General features: G+C 41.3%; 19 protein-coding genes. 2 read left to right on the top strand and 17 right to left on the bottom strand.

Annotated elements, in window-relative coordinates:
• Positions 1–16: 16 nt before the first annotated feature.
• The 10 genes from AMD01_RS14415 to AMD01_RS23560 all read right to left on the bottom strand — a co-directional run bounded on the left by AMD01_RS14415 (position 17) and on the right by AMD01_RS23560 (position 9,787).
• The gene (locus tag AMD01_RS14415) at positions 17–1,546 is read right to left on the bottom strand and encodes a rhomboid family intramembrane serine protease (RefSeq protein WP_157052745.1); all 1,530 of its coding nucleotides are present in this window, start codon (positions 1,544–1,546) and stop codon (positions 17–19) included.
• Between the two features lie 77 nt (positions 1,547–1,623).
• The gene (locus AMD01_RS14410) at positions 1,624–1,806 is read right to left on the bottom strand and encodes a hypothetical protein (RefSeq protein ID WP_053402125.1); all 183 of its coding nucleotides are present in this window, start codon (positions 1,804–1,806) and stop codon (positions 1,624–1,626) included.
• A gap of 77 nt (positions 1,807–1,883) precedes the next feature.
• The gene (locus tag AMD01_RS14405) at positions 1,884–2,474 is read right to left on the bottom strand and encodes a molybdenum cofactor guanylyltransferase (RefSeq protein ID WP_053402124.1); all 591 of its coding nucleotides are present in this window, start codon (positions 2,472–2,474) and stop codon (positions 1,884–1,886) included.
• Complete coding sequence (locus AMD01_RS14400) at positions 2,471–3,265, bottom strand: DUF92 domain-containing protein (protein ID WP_245638953.1); 795 nt, start codon at positions 3,263–3,265, stop codon at positions 2,471–2,473. The genes AMD01_RS14405 and AMD01_RS14400 overlap by 4 nt, the downstream gene beginning before the upstream one ends.
• Positions 3,240–3,800 carry a 5-formyltetrahydrofolate cyclo-ligase gene (locus tag AMD01_RS14395; RefSeq protein WP_053402122.1) on the bottom strand — a complete coding sequence of 187 codons (561 nt, stop codon included), beginning with the start codon at positions 3,798–3,800 and terminating at the stop codon, positions 3,240–3,242. Before AMD01_RS14395 ends, AMD01_RS14400 begins: the two co-directional genes overlap by 26 nt.
• Positions 3,801–3,928: 128 nt before the next feature.
• Positions 3,929–4,078, bottom strand: a complete 150-nt coding sequence (gene rpmG, locus AMD01_RS14390; RefSeq protein ID WP_053402121.1) for a 50S ribosomal protein L33 — start codon at positions 4,076–4,078, stop codon at positions 3,929–3,931.
• Positions 4,079–4,135: 57 nt separating this feature from the next.
• Positions 4,136–4,780, bottom strand: coding sequence for a hypothetical protein (locus AMD01_RS14385; RefSeq protein WP_053402120.1), 645 nt, complete (start codon positions 4,778–4,780; stop codon positions 4,136–4,138).
• Positions 4,781–4,783: 3 nt separating this feature from the next.
• Positions 4,784–7,057, bottom strand: coding sequence for a sugar phosphate nucleotidyltransferase (locus tag AMD01_RS14380; RefSeq protein ID WP_053402119.1), 2,274 nt, complete (start codon positions 7,055–7,057; stop codon positions 4,784–4,786).
• Positions 7,054–9,324: a glycosyltransferase gene (locus AMD01_RS14375; RefSeq protein ID WP_053402118.1), complete on the bottom strand. Its 2,271-nt coding sequence runs from the start codon at positions 9,322–9,324 to the stop codon at positions 7,054–7,056. Before AMD01_RS14375 ends, AMD01_RS14380 begins: the two co-directional genes overlap by 4 nt.
• On the bottom strand, positions 9,311–9,787 hold the full coding sequence (locus AMD01_RS23560) for a DUF4912 domain-containing protein (RefSeq protein WP_169775969.1): 477 nt from the start codon (positions 9,785–9,787) through the stop codon (positions 9,311–9,313). Before AMD01_RS23560 ends, AMD01_RS14375 begins: the two co-directional genes overlap by 14 nt.
• Positions 9,788–10,046: 259 nt before the next feature.
• Between AMD01_RS23560 and AMD01_RS14365 the strand changes: the two genes are divergently transcribed.
• Entirely contained in the window at positions 10,047–10,421 is a 375-nt protein-coding gene (locus AMD01_RS14365; RefSeq protein WP_053402116.1) for a hypothetical protein, read from the top strand.
• Complete coding sequence (locus AMD01_RS14360; RefSeq protein WP_053402115.1) at positions 10,418–10,873, top strand: endolytic transglycosylase MltG; 456 nt, start codon at positions 10,418–10,420, stop codon at positions 10,871–10,873. The genes AMD01_RS14365 and AMD01_RS14360 overlap by 4 nt, the downstream gene beginning before the upstream one ends.
• A gap of 33 nt (positions 10,874–10,906) precedes the next feature.
• Here the strand turns inward: AMD01_RS14360 and AMD01_RS14355 are convergent, their stop codons facing one another.
• From AMD01_RS14355 to AMD01_RS14325, 7 genes are all read right to left on the bottom strand, one after another.
• Positions 10,907–12,670: a methyl-accepting chemotaxis protein gene (locus AMD01_RS14355; protein ID WP_053402114.1), complete on the bottom strand. Its 1,764-nt coding sequence runs from the start codon at positions 12,668–12,670 to the stop codon at positions 10,907–10,909.
• A gap of 158 nt (positions 12,671–12,828) precedes the next feature.
• Positions 12,829–13,488, bottom strand: coding sequence for a phosphate signaling complex protein PhoU (phoU, locus tag AMD01_RS14350; protein WP_053402113.1), 660 nt, complete (start codon positions 13,486–13,488; stop codon positions 12,829–12,831).
• Positions 13,489–13,553: 65 nt separating this feature from the next.
• Entirely contained in the window at positions 13,554–14,291 is a 738-nt protein-coding gene (gene pstB / locus AMD01_RS14345; RefSeq protein ID WP_425415146.1) for a phosphate ABC transporter ATP-binding protein PstB, read from the bottom strand.
• Positions 14,292–14,351: 60 nt separating this feature from the next.
• Positions 14,352–15,119, bottom strand: coding sequence for a phosphate ABC transporter ATP-binding protein PstB (gene pstB, locus AMD01_RS14340; RefSeq protein ID WP_157052755.1), 768 nt, complete (start codon positions 15,117–15,119; stop codon positions 14,352–14,354).
• 80 nt (positions 15,120–15,199) lie between these two features.
• Positions 15,200–16,087 (bottom strand): phosphate ABC transporter permease PstA, encoded by an 888-nt coding sequence (pstA, locus tag AMD01_RS14335; RefSeq protein WP_053402111.1) that lies wholly within the window; start codon positions 16,085–16,087, stop codon positions 15,200–15,202.
• Positions 16,087–17,010 (bottom strand): phosphate ABC transporter permease subunit PstC, encoded by a 924-nt coding sequence (gene pstC / locus AMD01_RS14330; RefSeq protein ID WP_053402110.1) that lies wholly within the window; start codon positions 17,008–17,010, stop codon positions 16,087–16,089. The genes pstA and pstC overlap by 1 nt, the downstream gene beginning before the upstream one ends.
• A gap of 84 nt (positions 17,011–17,094) precedes the next feature.
• On the bottom strand, positions 17,095–18,003 hold the full coding sequence (locus tag AMD01_RS14325) for a phosphate ABC transporter substrate-binding protein (RefSeq protein ID WP_053402109.1): 909 nt from the start codon (positions 18,001–18,003) through the stop codon (positions 17,095–17,097).
• Between the last annotated feature and the right edge of the window lie 558 nt (positions 18,004–18,561).

Genomic DNA, 18,561 nt, shown 5'->3' with positions numbered 1-18,561 from the left:
AGAATCTTAAGCCCTATTAGGAATTTCCTTGTGGCACTTCTTGTTTGAGTCGATCTAGTAATTCTTGGTAACCTTGTGCGTCAGGATTTAGGTCTACTGCCTTTTGAACAAACTCTGTTGCTTTAGTAAGATCCCCTTCATTTGCATAAATCACACCTAGCACATAATAGGGATGAGCAAATGACGGATCATATTTAATCGCCTTTTCTAAATCGTCTCTAGACGCATCCATATTTCCCTTTTGAAATTCAATGACGCCAAGGGCCGTCATCATCTTTCCACTCTTAATATGGCGATCTTCATAAGGCTTCACAATTTTTAATGCTTCTTCGTACTTGTTTTCGGATACATATTGCTGAGTAGATTGAAAAGCCATATCTTCGTTTTTCACTAAATTTTGATCACTGTAGGAATACACGAGCGATCCACCAACAAGCAAAGCCGTCACAACAAATGCGCCGATTTGGAGGACTTTATTTCGATCTTTCGGCAGAGCCACGATCGCAGCAGCTAAAAAGCCACCGAGCATTCCTCCAATATGACCTGCGTTATCAATGCCGGACACGCTAAATCCGTAAATTAAGTTAATCACGATAATGCCAATAACGTTCACACCCATCGTGCGGAAAAAGAGTGCTTTGTGCTGCACGCCTAGATACAGCAGTGCCCCAAACAAACCAAAGATGGCCCCAGAAGCACCTGCAGAAAGCGAGGTACTAAACACCATACTTCCAAGCACTCCCGTAATTCCAGCTAGCAAATAAATAAAGACAAAGCGTGCTCGACCATAAATACGTTCTACTAGCGGACCAATGGAGTATAAAGCGAAGCTGTTCATTAATAGATGTAAAAAGCCGATGTGTAAGAAAATTGGTGTGACAAGACGCCACCACTCTCCTGCTAAAATATATGGCGTGAATTTAGCACCGTACTTCAAGAGCGTATTATTATCTTGACTTCCCCCGTTTAATTCCAACACAAGATACATAACAATTTGAATGGCTAAAAAGAGATACGAAAAGAAGGGCTTCGAGTAATTAAATAAATTCTTCTCTTTTTCCCTCTCCTCGTTAATTCCGTCCACAACTTCCATTTGCAACGCTCGTATGTCACTGTCTAACTCGTCCGTTTCTGGAATGAATAACGATAGTTGAAGCTGACGGTACAAGTCCTCATAGCTTTCTCGTTCTGCTGTGCTTAGTAAAAACGTTTGAACTTGAATGTGATCGGCTTTTTTAGCACCTATCACATCCGTCCAATCATTCACAGGCTCATGATCCGAGATATAAATATTAACAAGACGGAGGTTGCGCTTCATGCTGCGCTTTCGATATGTATCTGCTACGTAATAGACTTGATTTGCATCATGCTCCATTTCGTTCGCCCAGTTGAACGTATGTCGAACGACGCGTACGATCTGTGCTTCCTTTTTGGATTCTAGCCAAATTTCAGAAAGGTTTTCTGCAACTGACAACACGGAATACTTCTTTTCATGAATAAGCTTCCTTATCGTTTGCCAATACATGTATTCCTGCCTACTGCTCACTTCATCACCTCTTCATCAGATTTCGTTTACATAAAAAGAGACCCGTGGGAATACTCCCTACAGGTCTCTTTTTTCTCTCATGAATAGCGAAACACTTGGTTTAGCAATTTCTCACGCACAAATGGAAGTTTGAAAAATGAGCTTACCGCCAAGCCTCGAATAAATGGATTTCCTAAGATGATGTTGACGAATCGGTAGCGAAAGCGAAAGCCTACGAGCAATACCGCAAATCCTAGCAGCAGTAAAAGGAATCTTTGCATGCTTATAACCTCCTTTTACCATTACTCTGCCACCATTTAGGTTCAATTATCCATGATTCACTATTCAATTTTAAAAGTTACCCTACGCTATTAGGAGTATTGATATTTTGAAATTCGCGTTGCACGTTTGTATCGAAATGCTTTTCGGTTAACCAGTGTACGTTTAGAAGATCTAGCGCCTTCATGACACGCAGGTCCTGACGAGACAAGCAATCTTCTAACGTTGTCTTGACTCGTTCATGATACAAGCCTACAAGGGGCTGTGTGCGATTATGTATACAGCTTAGCACCGCATCGTCCTCGGTACGCTGATGTGAAAAGAATGTACGAATACTTTCCTTTGAAAGGTAAGGCATGTCACAGGGCATTACAAAGTACCAATGAGAATTCGCATAGTCCATCGCTGTGTAGATACCAGCAAGTGGTCCCTTTCCTGCATGATCAGGCACATCTGTGATCACCGTGACAGATGGCAGGAGCTTCTCAATAGTCGAGGCAATCGTTGAATGAGCAATAATCAGAAGATCATCCACTTCCTCCTGCAAAAGCTGTACCGCTCTTTCAATAAACGTTTGATTTCCAAGCTTCGCTAGTGCCTTTGGTGAGCCAAATCGCCTTGACTCGCCCCCCGCTAAAATGACGCCTGTTACAGTAGTTCGTTGATTCATAGGAATAGTCCTCCTATTAGTGTACCAAATAAAATAGATAGCGCATTCACAGCATCGTTATTTAAGAATGATATTCCACGTGCATAGACCGTTTTAGACCCACAGTGCTCTGTTCGCTCCGTTTCTATCCCGCATACCTGACAGCGATAGCTTACTTGAACGGTTGCACCTAGTACGCTATCAATCACGTTTCCAATAAATCCAAACAGCGCGATGAAAAGAGCCACACGCCATGTAACGGACGGAAACACGTAAAAAGCACCACAGGCAATGACAGCGCTCCCTCCAACAGCAGCGAATGTACCGAGCACGGAGATCGCCCCGGATGTTCCGCGGTCTACCACTCGTAAACGAAGTAAATGAAACGGCCTGCTTTTACTAAGTGATCCGATTTCAGATGCCCACGTATCTGAGTTTGCCGCCGCGAAACTCACAATCATCATCCACTCATAAAGCGAATGACCCGTAAAACGGTAGACTAAGGCGAACAGCGCCCCGATCCCTCCATTGGCACATACTTGAACCCAATCTCTTGCATCACTTTTTTCTAATTTTTCTTCCACGGCTTTCTTTTGCTGTTTTTTGTATTTACTCCAAAGAGTGGATGTTCCAAAAAAGAGTGCGAGAATGAATAGTCCCTGTATTCCGGCTCCGATCGAGATCGCCACGCCCGTTATGAAAGCAGCGACGGCTCCGCTGATCGTCAGTGCACGAAGACGATAGCCAGCATAAGCAATTACTCCGATTATGACATAGGTAAAAATGTCAATCCACATAAAGCACCGTCTCATTCGTGACAATTTGGTGAACAGGAACATCGTGCTTCTCGTAAGGAACGGAATTAACCAGCTGCCAGTCCATCGCCAGAGCGATTGTTCTGTGCGGATAATGAACTAAATAACGATCATAATAGCCGCCTCCGTATCCAACACGATACCCGCTGTGATCAAACCATAATCCCGGCACAATCATTCCATCAATTTGAGTTGCCTCAACCTTGATTGTTTTTTCAACGATCGGTTCCTTTAACCCGTAAAAGACCGTTTCAAGCTGATCAAAGGATGTAATGCGATGAAACGTCATTTCCTTCGTTTTTGGGTGGCATTTAGGGACAACAATGTCTTTCCCTTGCTCCCACGCCTTTTCAACAAGCATGAATGTTGAAACCTCTTTTGGCCCAGAGATCGTACATCCAATAACCTTACAGTTCTCCCAAAAAGAGCTATTTACTAGACGCTCTGTAATGAGCACGGAATAGCGATGAAGTTCTTCTGTCGTCATTTCATCCATTCGGGCTTTAAACGCGCTTCGCAATTCTTTTTTCACTTTGTTCACTCTCCTCTAGCTGTACGTGTTCGTAGCTCCATTATATCTGTTTCATCTTCTTAACTGAACTATTATAGCGTTTCGTTAAAAATGCATAAAAAAAAACAGTAGGAATAAATTCCTACTGCTTACTTTGTTTCGCGGTGTAGAGTAACTTTCTTAAGTCTTGGGCAATATTTTTTAAGCTCAAGACGGTCAGGATTGTTACGCTTATTTTTAGTAGTGATGTAGTTACGATCACCAGTTTCTGTGCAAGCTAATGTAATATTCACACGCATCATTTTTCCCTCCAAACATCAAAACATAAATCAGACTTTACTATAATATCATCTTTCTTATATAAATTCCAGCCTGTTTTTACGAAGAAGTTTATTTAATGTCGAAGCGACCTCTTTACTTCGACTTTTAATCACCCAATAAGAGGCGGAAACACTGCTAAATGGCGGTATTTCCCCTTCTAAAGTAAAGGCGCTCATTACATTTTTTGTTGATAAAGGCTGATAGTAAAGTCCACCTTTTTTTATATTTTCCCATAAATGAGGAAATGTATGTTTTTTCTGTGATTTTGTGGTGTACTGAATGATTCCTTTTTGTTGAAACGCTCCGTTGCAAACGTACACGTGTTTCAGAAGAGCATGAACAAGATATTGATCCGTAGGCGCATAGTATGCCATATGGTTACTGAGCTGGTGGTAGATTTCCTGCTGCATATATAACTTGATCCCTTTTTCTTCATTTGTATCATTATGAATGTGCATGACTAACTTTCCGACATCACATCCATTTAGCAAGGCCGTCGTAAAGTTCGCTTGTATGTCTAAGCCACGCCGTTCGACCTGCTCCTTGGACAGCAAATCATTCATCCAGACAAATTCTCCGTCCATCCAGAGTCCGATCGTGTGTTTCATTTCATGAAAATCAAAGCAGCTGTTATTCGTACTCATATATTCTTCGTTAAAGTTCGTATATAAAGTATCCATTGTTCACACCCTCTGATATTCTTTTATTTTTTCAATAAAATACGAAAGTGACTGTTCGGCGATTTGCTGATTAGTAGCATGTGAATAGATTGTTAAAATGGGTGCATACGAATCTGGCAAGATGAGTGTCCAGCTTCCATCATCATGGAAAATTTTGATCCCATCAATAAGCTCCTTATCAAATGCTTCTTCACTTAACTTACGCAGAACTTTTCCCTGCACCTCCCACGGACATTCGATATGTTCTTGTAGCATATGCACAACAGGAAGGTCGGCGAGTAATTCAGAAAGAAACGAATTTTTAACCGCGATAAGCTCCAAAAGCTGACATAACGCGTACAAGGCATCGGTCTGAAACTGAATAGGCGCTCTTGCCCTTATTATATCTCTCTTTTCCTTTTTGGTTCGTAGTGACGTACATCTAAAATGTTCGATCACCTGATCAAACGTCGACGGTGCGTGAACAGGAAGAGGAATTTCTTCGTTATTTTTCACCATGCATTCACTTAACACATACAAGGAGAGCATCTCCATTTCCGTCAGCTTCCGGCCTGTTTCATCAAACAAAACAAATTCATCACCGTTCGAAGAAATATTGATTCCAAGAAACGCTTTTTGCTTCGTAATCATCTCGCTCATTTCTTTGTCATTAATAGAAGGAGCGACGTGAATACACTCGACGCGAAGATCTCGGCAAATTTGCAGCAAAACGTCCCTCATGTAAGACGGACAACTAACAACAATAAACGCATTAACGCTTAAAATTTTAGGAATGTGAAACGAATAGACAAGTGAATCCACATACCCCTCTCGATCAAAGAGAGCCTGTTCTTTATAGCCCACGCGGTTAGAGGAATATAAACGGTCATTTGCCCAAAAAGCTTGTTCTAGCTGCCATTCTAGGCTTGATTCTAGCAACTCTCCATTGCCTTGGTAATATTCCATCTTCACTTCATGACGAGATGTGCTAACATGCACCCCAAACGAAGCTTTTGTAGTCATGACCATATGCTGTAGGCAAGGAACTGACAAACTATGTAAATCTCTTATTTCGTAGCCTTGAATCTGTAGCGAATGTGCGACAAGCTCCTTTATATGAAACGAGTCACGTTCTCCGTCACAGGCAATATACATCGTTGCCCCAGCTGTGTACAGAGAAGAAAATGCCTGACCAAGCCTCATAAGAAATTCTGACGTGATCTGAAAAAGCGGCTTGATCATTTGACCTTTTGAAAAAAGAGGCTCCCCTCTACTCAACCCTTTACCACCGTCACTAGACGTAAAAGGACTGCCATCTTCTCCGCTTTTTTTTATGGTAGAGAGCGTATGGTCTCCGCAGTGCATCATGACGCTGTGCAAGTGGCTTTCTTTTTGTACGTCGTTTTGTCCTAGCAAAATACTATACTGAACAGTAGAATCAGAGCCAATTCGGCAATTAGGGCCCACTACAGCGTAAGGACCTACCACAGATCGTTCTTGAATTTCTGTATTGGCTGCGATATAAATCGGCGGAATTAGAATGACTTCCTCGCCAATCGTCACGTTCTCCTCAATCCTTACGTAGTTTGACTGGTGCCTTTTCATAACGTCCCAATGCGCTTTTTTATAATGACTAACTTGCCCAATATCGACCCAATAAGGGTTTGTATAATAAGCAAAAATAGATTCATTTGCCGCAAGGAGCGTAGGAATGACATCAAGGCTAAAGTCAACTTTATGATTCTCTTGAATATAAGAAAGGGCCCGGGGTTCAAGAATATAAATACCTGTATTGATTCGATCACTCATTACTTCATGACGCTTTGGTTTTTCAATCACCTTTTCGACCTGACCTTCACCGTCACAAATGACCACTCCGTAATGAAAGGGATTCTCCACTTCCTTTGTCACCATCGTCATAATCCCGTGATGATTACTGTGGAAATCCATCACTTCTGCTAAATTCAAATCAGTAATGGAATCTCCGCTCATCACAATAAAAGGCTCTGTGAGAAAATGAGCTAAATGAGAAAGACTTCCCGCTGTTCCGAGCGGCTCTTCTTCAATAAAATATTGAATAGATACGCCCCACTTCTCTCCGTTACCGAAGTAAGTCATCACCGTTTCTGGCAGATATTCAAGCGTAATCACAATATCTGTAACGCCGTACTCCTTAAGAAGATTGATCGTATATTCTAAAACAGGCTTCCCAAGCAATGAAAGCATAGGCTTTGGCACATGTTTTGTCAGAGGATACAACCTGGTTCCTTTACCGCCTGCTAAAATGACTCCCTTCAAGTCGATATCCCCTTTCCGTTTCGATAATGACCAATTTCTGAACTAAAAAGCTCACTCGTATCAATCGCAACCTTATTCCAGCTAAATTCCGTAATCGCGTGCTTTTTTCCTCTAGCCGCCATCTCCGCTGCTCGATTTGCATCCCTCATTAGCCATTCAATTTGCTCACAAAGACTTTCTGAACTTCCAGGCGTCATTTTCAAACCGGTCACACCGTGCTCTACAATGCCTTTTAATCCGCCGGTATCAGATACAATCGTTGGTTTGTTTGCTACCATTCCTTCAAGAGCTACAATCCCAAATGGCTCATATAAGCTTGGAAATAGTACATAGTCAGCAAGAGATAAAAACTGATTGCGTTCGTCATCTGATATATAGCCAACAAACAATACGGTTCGTTGAAGTTGCTTGTCACTTACTAACTGGCGAAACTCTGCGAGAAGCGGCCCCTTCCCAGCAATCACAAATTGAATTGTTGGATATTTTTCCACTAGGTTTTCTGCCGCCTCGATAATCGTTTGAAAACCTTTTTCATAGACGATTCGGCCAATTGAAAATAACATCGGTCCTTGTGATAACTCATGCTTCTTTTTTAACTGACTATGTTTCGTGTGAGAGATCATCATATTTGGGTCGATTCCGTTTGGGAAAATGGATATTTTCTCCTCTGGAACATAAAATAAACGTGTAAGTTCTTCTTTCATATACTGACTGCACACAATGAGCGCATCCGACTGTTTGACGAGGCGTTCTTCTTTTTCATGGATCGTCTTTTGTAGTTCGGTGAAGATCCCGTTATTTCTTCCGTGCTCTGTTGCATGAATGGTCGTAATAAATGGAAGGGCTAGATGTTCTGCAAGAACCTCCGTCGCTTCACCTACTAGCCAATCATGCGCATGAACAAGGTGAAAGGACATTTGCTTTCCAAGCTTCATTCCCTGTCTCATCATCGCTACATTCAGACTGCTCACCCATAGGAGAAAATCTTGATGATGAGGTTGCAAACTCCGAACGCGATAGACATGAACCCCATACAACCTCTCATAAGATGGAAGGCCTTCTACAAAAGCCGTAATCACATACACGTTATGACCAAGCTTGACAAGTGCTCTCGATAAATCAAACACGTGTCTCGCTAATCCACCCACCACTAATGGTGGAAATTCCCATGAAAGCATTAGAATATTCATGCCTTCTTTTTTAGCAGGTGGGATGAACGGCTGAAGAGATGGATGTCTGAATGATGCGACACCGTAAAAACGTGCGACATAGGACAGCCATTTCGGCAGCGGTGACACGTAAGATTCTGTTCGATCCTGCCGCACATTAGCAGCTAGCTTTTTAAAATAAGTGAGCAGAGAGATAAAATAGCTCTCCTCACTACCTTGCGATAGATCGGTCTTCTCTTTTAAAAATATCTCGTGGCTTAGAAGCATCCATACCGATACGAGTTCAGTAAACTCCACCGTCTTCTCGTCTAAGCGATACGCTGGGTCATTCGCAAGCTCCACAATCGTCCTCTCCATGAAATGAAGCGCTCGGACGATCCATTCATTTTGTTCGGTTATCTGACTTTCTTTTTGTGGATTGACTCGTTCTCGTTCGTGCTGCAGTCCATTTATAAACGGGTAACAGCTTGTCATCACATCGCCGTTATTCGCCTCTTCGAAACAAACAAGCGTCGTTTGAAGCGATGAAACGTGAATGTGGAGCTGTTGTGTTTCAACATGATCACGACGAATCCCCAAAAATGCGGTATGAACGCCGTTTTCTCGTATCACACAATCTGCTACATCATCAAAGTGAGAAAAAGGAAAGTAAAAGGCTGATGGCCTACACCCTAACAATGTTTGACAAAGACGTAATGCATCGGATATTTGTGCCTGAAGCGCTTGCTTTGTCAAAAGCCAAGGCGTATACACACCTGTTAATGGCTTCAGGCATAACGTAATTTGCCCTTTTGTAATAAATTGTTTAAAGGTGGCCAATATATCGTGTCTACACGCTTCAAAGACGGTACTTCCATCATCGGTTGACATTCGCTCGCGTATTTTTTCTTGGATTGTTGAGTGTGCAAGTAAAGCGATGGTAAAGGGAGATAATACGAGAATCATTTCAGAAGAGGGGTGTTCTTCTAGCAGCTTTAGCGCAGGAAAATAGTTCTCAACTACTTCCTGACACATGCGTTCAAAAAGCAACTCTTCGTCATTCTCGTATTTTATATAGCATTCTTCTTGATCAATGAAAATATAATTAGTGAGGGTCATAGCTAGTCACCTTATTCGTTTCTAAATAACAAGAGTACGTACTGAACGTTTCTTTCCAGGCTGGGGGAGGTTCTTCGTCCTGCTTCCATCCTTCATTTGTATGAGAGCGTTCTGTATCTACATAGACAGGATTAGAACGAAGCAAAGCAAAGTATTGCTCATTTGGCAGCGTAATGCCTATTTCTGCCATATACGCCCCCTTAGCGAGGTCATCCATGAAGAAAGACGATTGATCAGACGAAACGTCGTAATCCTTGAACTGGTGAGCATTATGACCATTAAATGAAATACCTGTTACTTCGTACAGCCGGAGCGTTTTTGTGCATGTTACCCACGTTAATCCAAACATATTTCTTAGTAATGTTTGTGTTTCCCTAGAGGCACTCCAATATAAATAGATGGACTGATGATTTCTGTTGATGCCGATACATTGGTCTATATTTTCGCTTATTGTGTGATCCAAAACTGGTCCCCTGCCTCTTTTCAAAACGGTTACGCCTGTTTATTTTAATTTCTTATTTCTATCTTACCATCATCAAAAACTGCCTACAATAAACGCATTTTGTCGATTTAGCACAGATTTTGCTTCACCATTCGTGGAAAAACTCTATAACTTTTAAAATTTACATGATAAGATAAAGCAGGAAATCATTCCAATTATTAAATAATGAGAAACTCGTCATGCAATTACAAAACATCTTATTGATATTTGAGGTGATTCAATGAAACTCGTATTTATTATTTTAATCGTGACTAGTATTCTGCTTTACCTTTTGTCCTTCCTCAAAAAGGATCGTCTGAAGACATTAGAGAATCAGGTCGAAACGCTTTCGATCACAATGATGCAGGACCAATATCAGGTAAATAAAAAAATTGGGCTTCTCCAAGAAGAGCTACTGATGGACCACTCCCCGATTCCTGTTGCTACAGTAAAAAAGGAACATCCTAAAGCGGTCGAACATCCACTCGTTCAAAAACAAATTGTAGAACTGATTCAAAACGGAGTATCTCCTAGTGAAATTGCCACTACATTGTCTTTATCCATCCAAGATATTTTAGTTACGGTAGAAAAATACAAGCGAGGTCGTACGGAATGACTGCATCTACTATTCGATCCTTTTCCTTTGGACTGCTGCTTGCCACCTGTATTATTGGAATTGTCTATTACACATCGATGGAACAAACCATTGCCAAGCCGCAGGAACGGATTCCGAAACTGACTGAAAAAAGCGCAAAGAGTTTTCTAGAGGAAAAAGGGTACAAAATCGTGTCTAAGCAGGAATGGGCACAGCCACAGAGTGAACAGAAACCGGACAAACCGGTTTTGTCTCAGCCAGTGCCACCTTCGAACGTAACCATCACTGTTTCAGCAGGTACTACGAGCAGCGATGTTGCGAACGCGCTCCAAAAGCAAGGTGTAATTAAAAATACGCGTGACTTTATTCAATACTTAACAGATCATCAGCTCAATCAAAAGATTCAAATCGGTACTTACGAAATTAAACAAGGCATGAGTATCGTCGAAATTAGTAACATCATTACGCAATAAAAGGAGGCCGCTTAAAGCGCCTCCTTCTTTGTGTTAAATCGTAAAACGCTGCACGCTCTGTGTCAAATGCTCGGCATGATTTCCGAGCTGTGTGATACGTGTCAACATATGTTCAATTTCTTGATCTTGCTCTTGAATCGACGCTGAAAAATACATCGTGCCTGACGTAAAGTCTTGAGAAGTAGCCGCCACTTCCTGAAATGAATCTCGAACAAGACTTCCCTTCTCGTTAAGTCCCTGTAGCGCTGTAGAAATATGAACAATACGATTCGTCATATTTTCTACCTCTTCCTCAATATGAAAAAACTTCTGATTCGTTTCGGCCATTTGAGTGCTTCCTTCTTCTACTTGCGTGTATCCGTGTTGCAATGATTGCATCGTATCACGTGAGACGGACTGAATGGTTGCCGTCATAGCGGTAATATCGCGGACCGCATGATTCACTTGAGAGGAAAGCTTTCTGACCTCATTTGCTACGACTGCAAATCCCTTCCCAAATTCCCCCGCTCGTGCGGCTTCAATGGTTGCATTTAATGCGAGAAGATGGGTCTGAGCGGCAATATCTTTCACAATGGCCACTAGCTTTGAAATTTCCTCTGATTGCTGTTGCAAATCCTGCACTTTTTCATAGGATTGCATGACGACTTCATTAATTTGCTTCATTTTATTCATTGAATAGTTCATCGAACGGCTTCCTATGTATGTTAATTCTTTAACGTGCTGTGATGACTTCTCTAAAAATTTTCCTGATACGGCAACCTCATGAACGTCCTCAGAAAATGCTTCAATCGTTTCATTAATCACCGTGGCGTGATCAGCTTGAACCGTTGCATTACTTGCCAGTTCTTGAACAGCTCCTGAAATATCTTCACTTTTGCTTCGCACTGCTTCAGCTGAATGTAGTAAGCCCCTACTTTGTCCTCGAAGCTCGTCTGACACGGAAAATAGATGCGTAACCGTTTCTCGCAAATGATCTGTCATGCGCTGAACGGTCTTTGTTAAACGACCGATCTCGTCATTCGACTCATAAATACGCTGCGGAACAGCTAAATTTCCGCTCGCAATTTGTTCAGACGTATACACAACGTTATTTAGCTGGTGACGAATGACGCTTGTAAAAAACGTCACAATCAGAATGCTTACAAGCAGAATGATCACGACAGACAAAATCAACGCAAGCATCACGTAGTTCTGAAGCTTAGCAGAGGTTGTGTAGGCATGTTCACTTTCCTTCAACGCTTCCTTACGTAATTCCGCAAGAGTTTCCACGTTCTGATCACGCAGACTTGAAATATCTTTCCTAGCTGACGTATAAATGGCTGTATCCATTCGTACAACAGCAGGCGCCACAGTCGAAATGAACGTATCATCAATCTTCTCATTGTTATCCTTAATTCTGTTTAACCATTCCTTCTGTTTCGTACTAGACGTTTCGATCGTTACTTTATGTAGCAGTTCATTGAGCTCATTTCGAGCAGTTCGATATCCCTTCAAATCATCTTCTTTTAAAAAAGTGATATAGTCTGCAATACGGATATCCTTTGCTCGTATTAACGAGCCCATTTCTGTAATTACAACCGCCCGTTTGCTTTTTTCGTTAATAACCTCTGTCTCACCTGCAATGCTTCTTAGTGCCACCCCAACTACTAAAGTCGTAATAGCAATGAAAACAAATATAATTCCAAACACCAATCCAATTTTTTTACTAACGTTCAAATTGGCCCACTGTTGTTTCCCTGGAAATGCAGAGAGTTTCTTTAATGAACGCTCTCTTATTCTTTTTGTTCCTTTCCACATATGCTTTCCCCCGCTATTTATAGATCTAATTACCTCTTCTAGAGTAATTCATTTGACCTATAAAAGGCGGGTATTAACCAACTTTTAACAATATTTTTACATTCCTTAACATTTCAATCCATAAAAAAAAGCCCGTTTACTTGGGCTTTTTTTGCTACTCAATGATTAAGATCGTATAAATGGCCAGTCACTAAATAAATAATGTTTTCGCTGATGTTTGTAATATGATCACCGACGCGTTCAATGTTTCGGCAAATGAACGAAAGCTCCGTAATTTGCTTTACGTCTGACGTACGGATCGCCATTAGCTCCATAAGTTCCGTAATAATCTTTCCATACATCTCATCAACCGTATCATCTTTTGCGGCGATTTCTTTCGAGAAGTTGACGTCTTCTGAATAAAACGCTGTAACGGCATCTAATAACATCTGCTGAACAAATTGCATCATTTTTGGAATGTCTTCAATCGGCTTAATAAGAGGCTGATCTCCAATACGAAGCGTTGACTTTGCAATGTTCACCGCTAAGTCGCCAATTCGCTCTACGTCCGATGAAATTTTAATCGCTACGACAATGCGTCGTAGATCAGAAGCTACCGGCGCCTGCTTCGCCATAACAGCAATCGCTTTATTATTAATATCTAATTCCATCTGGTTAATAACGTTATCTTCATCGAGTACTTGCTTTGCTTTTTGTAAATCTTGATGCTGAAGGCTGTAAATGGCTTTGTCTAATGCTTTTTGTGCGAGCTCTGCCATGTTTAGTAGTTGATCTCTTAATTGTTTAAGCTCCAAATCAAAACTTTTACGAACGTTCATTGCTCTCCACTCCCTGAGATGATTTACAAATCTATAAAACGATAGTTATAGCTGTGTTGAATGACTTATCCAAATCGTCCGGTAATATAATCTTCTGTTTGTTTTTTCTCAGGATTTGAGAAAATTTTATCGGTTGCATCAATTTCAATGAGCTCACCCATTAAGAAAAAGGCTGTTTTATCTGACACACGAGCAGCCTGCTGCATGTTGTGTGTCACCATCACGATCGTGTACTTTTTCTTCAACTCAAGCACAAGCTCTTCAATCTTAATCGTTGAGATAGGGTCTAGCGCAGACGTAGGCTCATCCATTAACAGTACATCTGGTTTTGTAGCAAGGGCACGCGCAATACACAAGCGCTGCTGCTGTCCACCAGACAGCCCTAGAGCAGGAGCATCTAAGCGATCCTTAACCTCATCCCAAAGTGCTACGTCCTTTAAGCTTTTTTCGACTAACTCATCAAGCTCTTTTTTCTTTTTAATCCCGTGAATTCGCGGCCCGTACGCAACGTTGTTATAGATCGACTGTGGGAATGGATTTCCTTTTTGGAACACCATTCCGACGTTTTTACGTAAATCCACAAGATCCACTTTCGAATCCAAAATATTCATTCCGTCGTAATTAATTTCACCGGACATTTTCACGCTAGGATTTGTGTTAATCATTAGATTTAATGTTTTAATAAACGTTGATTTCCCGCATCCAGAAGGACCGATAATCGCCGTAATTTCGTTTCGATAAATCGAAAAGCTAATGTTCTTTAAGGCATGATTTGTTCCATACCATAAATTTAAATCCTTCATTTCAAAGGCTGCCGATTTCGTAGCCGGCTTTGTTAAAGTCTCAATCATATAAACGCCTCCTTAACCGAATCTTCCAGAAATATAATCTTCTGTTTGCTTTTGAGATGGACGTGTAAAAATTGTTTCTGTCGCATCATACTCTACTAGATCTCCGTTCAAGAAAAAGGCCGTTTTATCTGAAATACGAGAAGCCTGCTGCATGTTGTGCGTCACGATAATAATGGAATACTCTTTCTTTAGATCGAGCATCAGCTCTTCAATCTTTGCGTTAGAAATAGGATCGAGCGCTGATGCTGGTTCATCCAATAATAAAACCGTTGGCTTCATTGCAAGCGTTCTGGCGATACAAAGACGCTGCTGCTGTCCACCAGAGAGAGAAAGAGCCGAATCGTGAAGACGGTCTTTGACTTCATCCCATAGCGCTGCTTTTCGTAAGCTTTCTTCCACAAGCTGATCTAGGTCGCCTTTTCGCTTCGTGCCCGCAAATTTTAACGCGTGAGTGATGTTGTTATAAATGGACTTAGGGAATGGATTTGGCTTTTGAAACACCATCCCAATTTCTTTTCGAAGCTCAACTAGATTTACATCTCCGCGTAGGATATTTAAATCCTCATACATGATTTCTCCCTCTGCACGTGCTCCTGGGATTAAATCGTTCATGCGATTAATGCTTCGTAAAAACGTCGACTTTCCGCATCCAGATGGACCGATTAAAGCTGTTACCGCATGCTGATGGATATCAAATGAAATGGAATTAACCGCGCGCTTTTCACCATAATAAATGCTCAAATCACGAATTTTTAAAATGTGTGGCTGTGCGTTCACCATTTCTGCACCTCCATCAAGAACTGTGTTTCGTTCCAATTCCGCTACCATTTTTCCCATTGACAGAACCACCTATCTGTTAATTATTTTGATGCCGTTATTTTTTTATGAATAAAGCTACCGATAAATCGAGCTCCTAAATTGAAAATTAGTACTGATAATACAAGTACAGCCGAAGCACCGTTTGCAACTTCTTTTACGTCAGGAATTAAGCCCTGTGTGTTAACGGCCCAGATATGAACTGCTAACGTTTCTGCTGGTCGGAAAAGGTTAAGCGGTGACGTTGCAGAGAACGGATTCCAGTCGGCATAATTTAAAATTGGTGTGGTTTGTCCTGCTGTAAATAATAATGCCGCCGCTTCCCCAAATACACGTCCCGAAGCTAAAATGGCCCCTGTTAAAATAATTGGAAATGCACTTGGTAAGATAACGGTCTTAATTGTATGCCAGTGCGTGATACCTAGTGCCAAACTTGCTTCTTTTTGTTCTTTCGGAACAGAGCGAATTGCATCTTCACTTACACGAACCATAACAGGAATATTGAATACCGTTAGCGCAAGTGCACCACCGATGATGCTATATCCCCAACCTGTAAGGTTAACGAACATAAGTAAACCGAACATCCCGATCACGATTGAAGGAAGAGAAGCTAACACTTCAATACACGTACGAATAAAGTTTGTTACTTTTCCTGGTTTTGCGTATTCAGCCATGTAGATGCCCCCGCCTACTCCGAGCGGTACCGTAATAAGCATCGTAATAATTAAAATATAAAAGGAGTTAAATAACTGATCGCGGATACCAGCACCCGCCATAATATTACTCGATGGAGTCGTTAAAAAGTTTCCAGAAATATGACTCACACCGTTTACCAAAATGTATGAAAATAATCCAACGAGAATCGCAACGATAATAAAGGCAATTAATGAGAACACGCCCGTTGCAATTTTATCAGCTGTTCTACTATTCATTAAAACTTCCTCCTAGCAGATAGGTAACGGATAATCATGATGAAAATGAAAGACATCACTAGTAAGATTAAGCCCATTGACCATAGTACGTTGTTTTCTAAGCTTCCGAACGTCGTATGCCCCATGTTCAGCGTAATAATCGTTGTTAACGTAGCTGATGGATCTAAAATACTGCTAAATAAATTACGCGTATTACCAATAACCATTTGAACCGCTAACGCTTCACCAAATGCACGAGCCATCCCTAACACGACAGCTGTTAGTAATGATGGAAGCGCAGCTGGAATTAATACTTTACGAATCGTCTGCCAGCGTGTTGCACCGAGAGCATACGAACCTTCACGTAAGCTGTTTGGCAATGCGCTCATTGCGTCTGTTGCAATGGTTGTAACCGTCGGTAAGATCATTACTGCAAGGACGATCATACCGGATAATAAACTAAAACCTAGTCCTCCAAAATGTTCACGAACAAATGGCACTAACACTGTAAGCCCTATGAATCCATAAACAACAGATGGAATACCAACTAATAATTCAATGACAGGCTGTAATACTTTTCGTCCCCATGAAGGTGCGATTTCTGTCATGAAAATAGCTCCACCTATTCCTAACGGTGCGGCAATTAATGCAGCTAATACGGTAACAGCAAATGATCCTAGAATAAACGGAACTGTACCATATTCAGGGGAATCTCCACTAGGATTCCAATTCGTACTGGTTAAGAACTCAATTAGACTTACATCATTTTTAACAAATGCTTGTAAACCCTTTGTTACTAAGAAAATCGTAATCGCAAGCGTTGCGATAATCATAATCGCTGCACAAATCATTACAATTACTTTTCCTCTTACTTCATCCAAACGCCTATTTTTACTTGAATTAATCAGCCTTTCGCTGGCTGTTAACTTTATCTGTCTCTCCATTTTTAACACTCCCAATAACGGTATAATAGGGTAAATGCCTGTTTGACACGCACTTACCCTAGAATATAGCTAGTTGTGATCCTCTTACTTAGTGTTACCTTCTGCGTCACGTTCTACTTTCATGTCGCCTGCAGAAATGTATCCTTGTTTCGGAATGATGTTCTTTTTCACTTCGTCATCATTCATCATGTAATCAAGGAATGCTTTCGCTAATTCGTTAGGCTCTCCTTTTGTGTAAGAATGCTCATATGCCCAAACTGGGAATTCACCAGATTTTACGTTTTCTTCTGTTGCTTCTTTACCATCAATTGAAAGTGGTGTTACTTTGTCGTCCGTGAAGTATGAAAGAGCTAAGTAACCAACCGCACCTTTTGTTTCAGCAACGATCTTTTTAACTGTGTTTGAAGAATCTTCTGTGATTCCTTCTGCTGGAGTAGCACCATCTAAAGCAAATTTATTAAATACCGCGCGAGTACCTGAAGAATCAGGACGGTTTACAAGAACGATCTTTTGGTCTTTTCCGCCAACTTCTTTCCAGTTCGTTACTTTACCTGTAAACACTTTGATTAAGTCTTCTTTTGAAATATCTTTAATTCCAACTTCTGGGTTCACAGCTGCTGTCATTCCTACAACTGCCACTTTATGATCAACTAGCTTATCAGCTGGGATACCTTCTTTTTCTTCAGCGAATACATCAGAGTTTCCGATTTGTACAGAACCTTCAGCAACCTGACTAAGACCTGTACCGCTTCCTCCACCGTTAACTTGGATGCTAACTTTTGGATTCTTCGCCATAAACTGTTCAGCCGCTGCCGCTACTAAAGGCTGCATCGCACTAGAACCAGAAACTACTAACGAACCTGACAACTCTTTTCCTCCGCTTCCGTTTGACTTGTCTGAATCTGAAGCGTTATTCGAATTGCCACATGCTGCTGCAACTACCATCGTTAGTGCAAGCACTACAAGAAGAGTAAGACTTTTAAAGCGTTTCATTCAACAATTCCTCCCACGTTTGATCTCTTTGTATTTTGTTTCTTTCTACATTTCCTACAATAAAGCCCAAGTATTAATTGTGTTTGAAGGGAGTGTAAAGGTTTTGTAAATCCTATATCTATCGTATTAGTTAAAAGGTCACTAAATTGGAGACAACTTCCTTTCCCACCCCATTCGCATGGTGAAATTAAATAAGCAGACCAGTGAATTTCCCATATCCTAAACGCAAAAGGATCGTAGTGAAAGATGCATAGACTCCTACGGGATGGTCGAGTCAGCTGAAATCCCGCAGGAAGTAAAGCGACGAGGAAGCTCAGCGTCCGCCCCGTGGAAAGCGAAGCAATCTGTAATGGAGATCCGCACTATTAAAGGGGATTCCTTTTAAAAAAACGAAAACTTGTTTGTCTATCGCTACTTAGAACAGAGACAGACTGAATGAATCCTACTCCAACAACAAAAGGATCGTAGTGAAAGATGCGGAGACTCCTACCGGACTAGCGGTCAGCTGAGATCCCGCAGGAAGCAAAGCGACGAGGAAGCTCAGCGCTCGCCCCGTGG

The organism is Priestia koreensis, from assembly GCF_001274935.1.
GTDB lineage: Bacteria > Bacillota > Bacilli > Bacillales > Bacillaceae_H > Bacillus_AG > Bacillus_AG koreensis.
This window is presented reverse-complemented; position numbering and strand designations above follow the sequence as displayed.